The sequence below is a fragment of the Nocardia alni genome, from assembly GCF_019038435.1.
In the GTDB taxonomy this organism is placed as follows: Bacteria; Actinomycetota; Actinomycetes; order Mycobacteriales; family Mycobacteriaceae; genus Nocardia; species Nocardia alni.
Window position 1 is genome coordinate 53,201 of sequence record NZ_JAGPOX010000048.1, and the last position, 6,512, is coordinate 59,712.

Below are 6,512 nucleotides of genomic sequence, written 5' to 3' on the forward strand. Positions count from 1 at the left end.
ATCTCACCCGTGACGTCACGCGTACACCTGGAAACGGAATCATGGAGACGTGGGAACAGAATATTCACGAGCTGACCGGTGTATATGTCCTCGATGCGCTCGCCGACAGCGAGCGCGATTCCTTCGAAACCCACTTACGCGTGTGCCCGTCCTGTGTAGCGGAGGTTGCCGAGCTACGCAGGGCCGTCATCGGATTGGCGGGCGAGGCGTCGTTCGTACCGCCGGCCATGCTGTGGCAACGGATATCGGAGAATATCGGATGCCGTACCGCCGAGATAACCTAGCCGGACGAGCCGTTCGGCGGGATCGGCCGAGTTCGATTCGAATGATCGGGGATGACGATGTCGGCATCCTGTACCGCGCCGACCGAATTCGCTGCCTGCACCGGGTCGGACGGCGCAGGCAGCCGCACATCCGCGGGCATCACCCGGCCGATCGGCGGCCGAGTCCGCTGCCGCGGATGGGCGGCGATATCGGCCAGCACGCGTCGGCGCAGGTCGGGTCCGGGGTCCCGGGCGTCGGCGACCGCGAGTTCGGTCACGACGGCGCGGAACGCCTCGACCTCGCGGGCGCATTCCGGGCAGCCGGCCAGGTGTGACTCATATGTCCGGCACTCGTCGGCCGGTAGAGCACCGAGTGCATACGGACCGGCGAGGTCGTGTATGCCGGGTGACGCTGTCATTGCTGAGCTCCCAAACACTCGCGCAGGCGAAGCAGTCCGTCGCGCATTCTGGACTTTACTGTCCCGATGGGTGTTTCGAGAACCTCGGAAACCTCGCGATAGGTATAGCCGTGGTAGTACGCGAGCACGATGGACTGACGTTGCAGGTCGGACAGGCCGTCGAGGGCGTGCCGGACCTGCTGCTCCTCCAGGCGCGCCATCGTCGCCTCGACGGTCTCGTCCACCGGCCGGCGGACGTCCAGCTGTCCGGCGCGGCCCTCGCGATCGGCCGACGCCTGTTCGTGACGGATCCGGTCGATCGCCCGTCGATGCGCGATCGTCACGACCCACGCCATGACCTTGCCGCCCTGCTCGCAGAACTGTGGCGCCTTGAGCCAGATCTCGAGCAGAACCTCCTGGGCGACCTCTTCGGAGCGCGCGTGATCGCGCAGCACTCGCGTGGTTATCCCCAGGACGGGACCGGCTACGAAGTCGTAGAGCTTGGCGAACGCCTCGGCATCGCCGACGGCGACACGATTGATCAGCAGGTCCAGCTCGCTGTCGATATCGTCCGCATCCGTGGCAGGGGCACCGCCCGTCGTTTGCCGGGTGCGAATGACCATACAGTGTCCTTCCAGACCGACGGTCGGGGCTCACGGCACCCTCGCCAACCGAGCCGCAGCCGATGTCACACGGATGTGCCCCCGTCGCGAACCATCGGCAATCCCGCTCGGGGCGCGACCGAGTCGGCCCCGGTGTGAGTGCTGTGGATGAAACCGTATTCGCAGAGACCGATGGTCAGTACCGGCCGCACGTGTCGGCGATCTCGCGCATCTTCGCGGCCAAGGCGGCATCGGCGCCGGCCGGAACCCCCTTCGTCTGTTGCTCGGCCATGAGTTGCTGGAAGGCTGCCCTGCGCTCCCCGGGCGGGCGGTTGTAGGCCTGGCGCAGTTGGTTCTTCTGCTGTGGCGCGGAGTCCAGCTGGGTGGCCGCATCCGGCGCGACGCGGTGCAGCGCGGTGTCTACCTGCTCGAACGAGCAGGAGGAGGTCAGGAGGGGTCCGAATGCGTCGACCGGGTCGGCGGAGGCGAACGTGGAACCGAGCATGGCAATGCCGGCAGACAACCCGCTGAGGGCCAGGGTGGCGGTCAGGTGCTGGTGTCTGAGTACCGTCATGTATCGACCTTCCGGATAGTGTTCGGTCAGCTGTACTAGCTTGCGCCCCTGTGCGACTGGACAGAAGGAAGTCGATACAGACGGCGCGGCGGATTGGTGCGTAACGCAAACAACTGCCTGACCCGCACCGATCTCGGTGGCGGGTCAGTCGTGCTGGACGGCTCGGGTCAACTCTTCGACGATCGCGTCTCGAGTGGCCGGCCGGTTCGAAGTAGCTCGAGCGTAGCGCGGCCGTCCCGGCGATCATCGCGACGGTCGAGTATGCCGCAAGATCAGGGTTCGCGGAGCGCATTGCGCGAAGGTGTATCCCTCGGGTCCGAACCGGCCGAGTAGCGCGAGCGAGTGCCGGATCTCGGCGATCCCGTAGTCCCGGCGAGCGAGCAGGAAGGTAATCGGCCGATTGCCGCTGTTTGGGTAATCGTTTTCTGAAACGCTGGAGCCGTGCCGCAACAGCCTGCGTCGGGTTCGCCTACCCGCGATACGGGAGTGCGGCGCGCAGGCCTGCACAACCAGTAGAGGAGATCGTATGAGCGCCTATGCTTTTCCCGTCGTCGAGCCTCCCGTCGCCGCTACGTCCGAGACGGCCTACCTGATCGCCAGCGGCGACCTGCGCCCCGCGGCGAACGAGATGGGGTGGCCCACCCAGGTGGAGCTCGAGCGGATGGTGACCGACGCATTCCAGGAGGTCGGCTGGAAAGTGGTGCGGGCCAACGAGATCGACCCGCACACCGGGCACGGGTTCATCAGCAGCCAGCGGATGGGGCTGAACGTCTTCGCCACCATCCCCGCCGACGCCCCGCTGATCGTCGCGGAGGCGGTGTGGCAGTACAGCCATCACGTGCTCGCCGGTCTGCGCACGCACCAGGGACCGATCCTGACGGTCGCCAACTTCGCCGGGAAGTGGCCCGGCCTGGTCGGGCTGCTGAACCTGAACGCCGGACTGACCAAGATGCGCAGACCCTATTCGACCATCTGGACGGTCGACGGCACCGACGAGTGGTTCCGCGACGGCATTCGCAGCTGGGTCGAGACCGGAACCATCGTGCACGATGCCTCGCACGTCCATCCGCTGCCCGCCCTGCCCGACAGCCCGGAGCGTGACCTGGGGGTGGCGCTGGCCGGGCAATTGCTGCGGGACAAGGCCATCATCGGGATCTTCGACGAGGGCTGTATGGGCATGTACAACGCCATCTTCGACGACGAGGTGCTCAACGCGATCGGCATCTACAAGGAGCGGCTGTCCCAGAGCGCGCTGTGGGCCGAGATGCTGAAGGTCGGCGACGAGGAGGCCCGGGAGATCGGCCGCTGGTTGCTGGATGCCGGGATGAGTTTCAAGCTCGGAACGGATCCGGACACGGAACTGACGCAGGAACAGTTGGTCCTGCAGTACAAGATGTACATCGCGGCGCTGCGGATCGCCGACGACTTCGGCGTCGATGCCGTGGGCATCCAGTACCAGCAGGGTCTGAAGGATCTGGCGCCGGCCTCCGACCTGGTCGAGGGGCTGATGAACAACGTCGAGCGTCCCCCGGTGCGCAGCCGTGACGGCGAGCGCGTGTTGTGGGAGGGCCGCGCGGTGCCCAACTTCAACGAGGTGGACGAGGGGGTGGCCGTGGATTCGCTTGTCACCAACCGTGTCTGGACGGCCATGGGCCTGGATCCGGCCACCACGCTGCACGACGTTCGGTGGGGCGAGGAGTACGACGGCCGGTTCGTATGGGTCCTGGAGATCTCCGGCTCGGTGCCGCCGTCGCACTTCGCCAACGGCTACGCGGACGCCGAAGGCTGGCGGCAAGGCCCGATGTTCTTCCCGGCCGGCGGGGCCACGATCAACGGCATCTCCAAACCGGGCGAAATCGTCTGGTCGCGTGTGTATCTCGCGGACGGACGGCTCAACGTCGATATCGGCCGCGGCACCGTGGTCGACCTGCCGCTCGAGGAGAGCCGTCGGCGCAAGAACGCGACCAACCCCGAGTGGCCGATCATGAATCTGGTACTGCACGAGATCAGCCGGGACCAGTTCATGGCGCGGCACAAGGCGAACCACGCGAACGTGGTCTACGCACCCGATGCCGAGACCGCGGACAAGGCACTGCTGGCCAAGGCCGCTTGCTTCGACGCGCTGGGAATCGCCGTCCACCTGTGCGGCGCCACGGCACTCACGCAGAGCTGACCCCCGAGCCACCGGTTCCCGAACCGCTCGTTCGGGAATCGGCCATCGCGAATCAGGGCCATGCCGACGTCTCGACAGCCACGGTTTCGCGGGCGATGAACGGCTCGGCGAGGGCTCTGAGACCGGTAGTTCGACGGGGCTCGGCCGCGCAGGTCGATCCACCACTTGCTGTCGGTGTAGCAGGAACGACCCTCATTGCGGGATTGTTTGGCCCGGGCGTAGTACCGGTCCGCACGCGCCCGTCTTCTGGTAGTCGGGCAGCAGGTGTGGCAGCGTGATGTCCGAGTACTGGCGTAGTTGCCGGAGTTGGCGGGTGGTGTGGACGGCGTCTTTGCGGACCCAGTCCTGGTCCGCGCCGGCTGCGTCCTGGAATAGGTGGATCGGGTAGTAGTCGCGGGTCATTCGTGGATCCTCGCTGAGCCCGTGGGGCACCCAGACTCCGTGGATGTGCACGAATGTGGGCTTCAGGTCGTCGAATGCGTAGTCCCTGATGGTGATGCCGGCTGTGCCGGCGCGGATGTCCGCGATCCGCGAGTCGGTGAGCCCGGCCAGATCGACCAGTCGTAGACGCGATGTCAACGAGCTTCCGCCCATGTCGGGCGCCAGTAGCGTGCCCTGGCGCAGATCGAGGATGTCGGCGTAGCCGTTGAAGTAGCGGCCGAATCGGATGGCGATCCAGCACAGGGGCACATCGGAATTGGTGCGGTAGGTCTCGGCTGAGCCGGCCAATGCGACACCGGATGGGATCAGGACGCCGACCAGGATCAACGCGATCAGGACTCGGCCCCACGTCCGTAGCCTGGAGAGCGCCTGCGCCGCCGAGATCATCACGGCGATCGCGGTCAGAGCCCATACCGGGGTGGCGAAGCGGAACTGGGCCATCCAATCCGGCTCCAGCACGCAGTACGCGATCATCGCCAGCACCGGCGGAATCAGCAGTGCGACAGCGCCGTCGCGCCATGTGCTCGGCGCGACCAGCGAGAGCCCGACCACTGCGAGTGCCGCGATCACCGCGGGCACACCCGCGTAATGCACCAGATCCCAGGCCCTGGTCAGATCGTGCACGGTCGGCATCGACTGATGTTTGGCCACTGCCGTATTCGCGACGACCCTGCCGAATTCGCTGATCCGCCACAGCAGATACGCACCGAACGGAATCGCGAACGCGATACCCGAATAGACCACATGGCGAAGTGCGATGAACCATGTCGCACGCCGAATCAGAATCACCGAGATCAGCGGGTACACGGCCACATAGATCAGGCCGTCGGGCCGGGTCAACGCCGCGAACGCAGTGATCAGACCGGCTGTCACCGCCACCGCCGGTGTCCACAGCCGCTGGTCCAGCACCGCCAGAAACAGGCGGACGGCCAGAACACACGCCGCCAGCGCGAACAACGAGTTCTCCAGACCGGAGAAACACCAGATCACGAACGACGGAATCGACGCCAGCACAACGCCTGTCGCAAGCGTGACCAGCGCGGGCCACCGTGACACCCGGCGAGCCGCGACATAGCAGGCGACCAGGATTCCGGCACAGCAGAGCAGCGCGATCGCCTTCGGATACAGCACGAAGTCCGGCACACCGAACAGGGCGCCGCGGTCGAACAGGCCACACCATTTGCCCACCACCAACACCGCGAGCCAGGTGGGGTCGGAGAACCCCTCCACCGGATTCGCACCCGGCTGCAGCACCGGCCCCGCACCGTCGGCGATGTTGCGCGCATAGGCGAACGTGATCCCCGCGTCGTCCACCACCCAGTTGCCGTATCGCGCCGCCTGCCATGCCAGCAACAACACGCCGCCCGCGATCGCCGCCACCGCCGCCCACCACTCCCGACCACCCCGTGGCCGGGAGTTCTCCCCCACCTCGGCGGAGGTTTGCGGCCGCACTGTCAGTACCTCAACCATTCATCAGACCCCAACCACGACTTGCGTTGCAGAAAACGCAACAGTCTTTGCGCCCATCGCGGATTCTGCCACCGACTCGGTCAATACTGAAACACATATCACCATCTCTGGAAGCCCGCAGATCTCAGGGCGGCCCAGCCCACACCGCGAACCCGCTGCTGGCCATCCTCGAGCGGCGAACCGCGTTGCGCCCCGATCACCCGCACTCGCTACGCCGCCGGAAGCACAGCCGCACGGGGGTGCTAGAAAAGCAAGTGATGACCGATCTCGATGCCCTCCTCGACGCGCCGACGCCTGTGGCGGCGCGGGTGTTGGAGGAGGCCAGTACTGCTGATCGTTGGTGGCAGATCTCGGGGCAGCAGTGCGATATGTTCGCGCAGAATCATTCTTGGGTGGAGGCTGCTGCGTGTTTGAGGGATCCTCGGATACGGTTGCGGGTTGCTCATGCGCGGGTGTTGCGGGGGGAAAGTATTGGGGGGCAGTATTTTTCGGCTGAAAGGCCTGGGGGGCTCGCGGCTGGGGAGGTCGGGTTCTGGGCGGTGCCGTTGGGGCTGCGGTCTTGGGAGGCGCGGCATTGGGATTCTCGATATC

At 66.0% G+C, this 6,512-nt stretch carries 7 protein-coding genes; 3 read left to right on the forward strand and 4 right to left on the reverse strand.

The features are described 5' to 3' along the window. Positions 1 to 41 precede the first annotated feature (41 nt). The gene (locus JZ791_RS19685) at positions 42 to 284 is read left to right on the forward strand and encodes a zf-HC2 domain-containing protein (protein WP_216896623.1); all 243 of its coding nucleotides are present in this window, start codon (positions 42 to 44) and stop codon (positions 282 to 284) included. On the opposite strand, the gene JZ791_RS19690 is transcribed toward JZ791_RS19685, so the two are convergent. From JZ791_RS19690 to JZ791_RS19700, 3 genes are all read right to left on the reverse strand, one after another. Further along, positions 281 to 682 (reverse strand): anti-sigma factor, encoded by a 402-nt coding sequence (locus JZ791_RS19690; protein WP_216896624.1) that lies wholly within the window; start codon positions 680 to 682, stop codon positions 281 to 283. The genes JZ791_RS19685 and JZ791_RS19690 overlap by 4 nt on opposite strands. Then, on the reverse strand, positions 679 to 1,284 hold the full coding sequence (sigK, locus tag JZ791_RS19695) for an ECF RNA polymerase sigma factor SigK (protein WP_216896625.1): 606 nt from the start codon (positions 1,282 to 1,284) through the stop codon (positions 679 to 681). The genes JZ791_RS19690 and sigK overlap by 4 nt, the downstream gene beginning before the upstream one ends. A 175-nt stretch (positions 1,285 to 1,459) precedes the next feature. Then, positions 1,460 to 1,837, reverse strand: coding sequence for a hemophore-related protein (locus tag JZ791_RS19700; RefSeq protein WP_216896626.1), 378 nt, complete (start codon positions 1,835 to 1,837; stop codon positions 1,460 to 1,462). A gap of 526 nt (positions 1,838 to 2,363) precedes the next feature. Between JZ791_RS19700 and JZ791_RS19705 the strand changes: the two genes are divergently transcribed. Beyond that, positions 2,364 to 4,010 carry a hypothetical protein gene (locus JZ791_RS19705; RefSeq protein ID WP_216896627.1) on the forward strand — a complete coding sequence of 549 codons (1,647 nt, stop codon included), beginning with the start codon at positions 2,364 to 2,366 and terminating at the stop codon, positions 4,008 to 4,010. Between the two features lie 192 nt (positions 4,011 to 4,202). On the opposite strand, the gene JZ791_RS19710 is transcribed toward JZ791_RS19705, so the two are convergent. Then, a complete protein-coding gene (locus tag JZ791_RS19710) occupies positions 4,203 to 5,921 on the reverse strand; it encodes a glycosyltransferase family protein (RefSeq protein ID WP_254205978.1) in 1,719 nt (572 codons plus the stop codon). A 257-nt stretch (positions 5,922 to 6,178) separates the two neighbouring features. Between JZ791_RS19710 and JZ791_RS19715 the strand changes: the two genes are divergently transcribed. Next, positions 6,179 to 6,512, forward strand: a 334-nt coding sequence (locus JZ791_RS19715) for a hypothetical protein (RefSeq protein ID WP_216896628.1), incomplete at its 3' end; no start/stop codon positions are given.

What these genes read in the sequence shown, in the direction of transcription:
- JZ791_RS19685 (WP_216896623.1), top strand. Translation starts at nt 42, where the DNA reads ATGGAGACGTGGGAACAGAATATTCACGAGCTGACCGGTGTATATGTC.
- JZ791_RS19690 (WP_216896624.1), bottom strand. Translation starts at nt 682, where the DNA reads ATGACAGCGTCACCCGGCATACACGACCTCGCCGGTCCGTATGCACTC.
- sigK (WP_216896625.1), bottom strand. Translation starts at nt 1,284, where the DNA reads ATGGTCATTCGCACCCGGCAAACGACGGGCGGTGCCCCTGCCACGGAT.
- JZ791_RS19700 (WP_216896626.1), bottom strand. Translation starts at nt 1,837, where the DNA reads ATGACGGTACTCAGACACCAGCACCTGACCGCCACCCTGGCCCTCAGC.
- JZ791_RS19705 (WP_216896627.1), top strand. Translation starts at nt 2,364, where the DNA reads ATGAGCGCCTATGCTTTTCCCGTCGTCGAGCCTCCCGTCGCCGCTACG.
- JZ791_RS19710 (WP_254205978.1), bottom strand. Translation starts at nt 5,921, where the DNA reads ATGGTTGAGGTACTGACAGTGCGGCCGCAAACCTCCGCCGAGGTGGGG.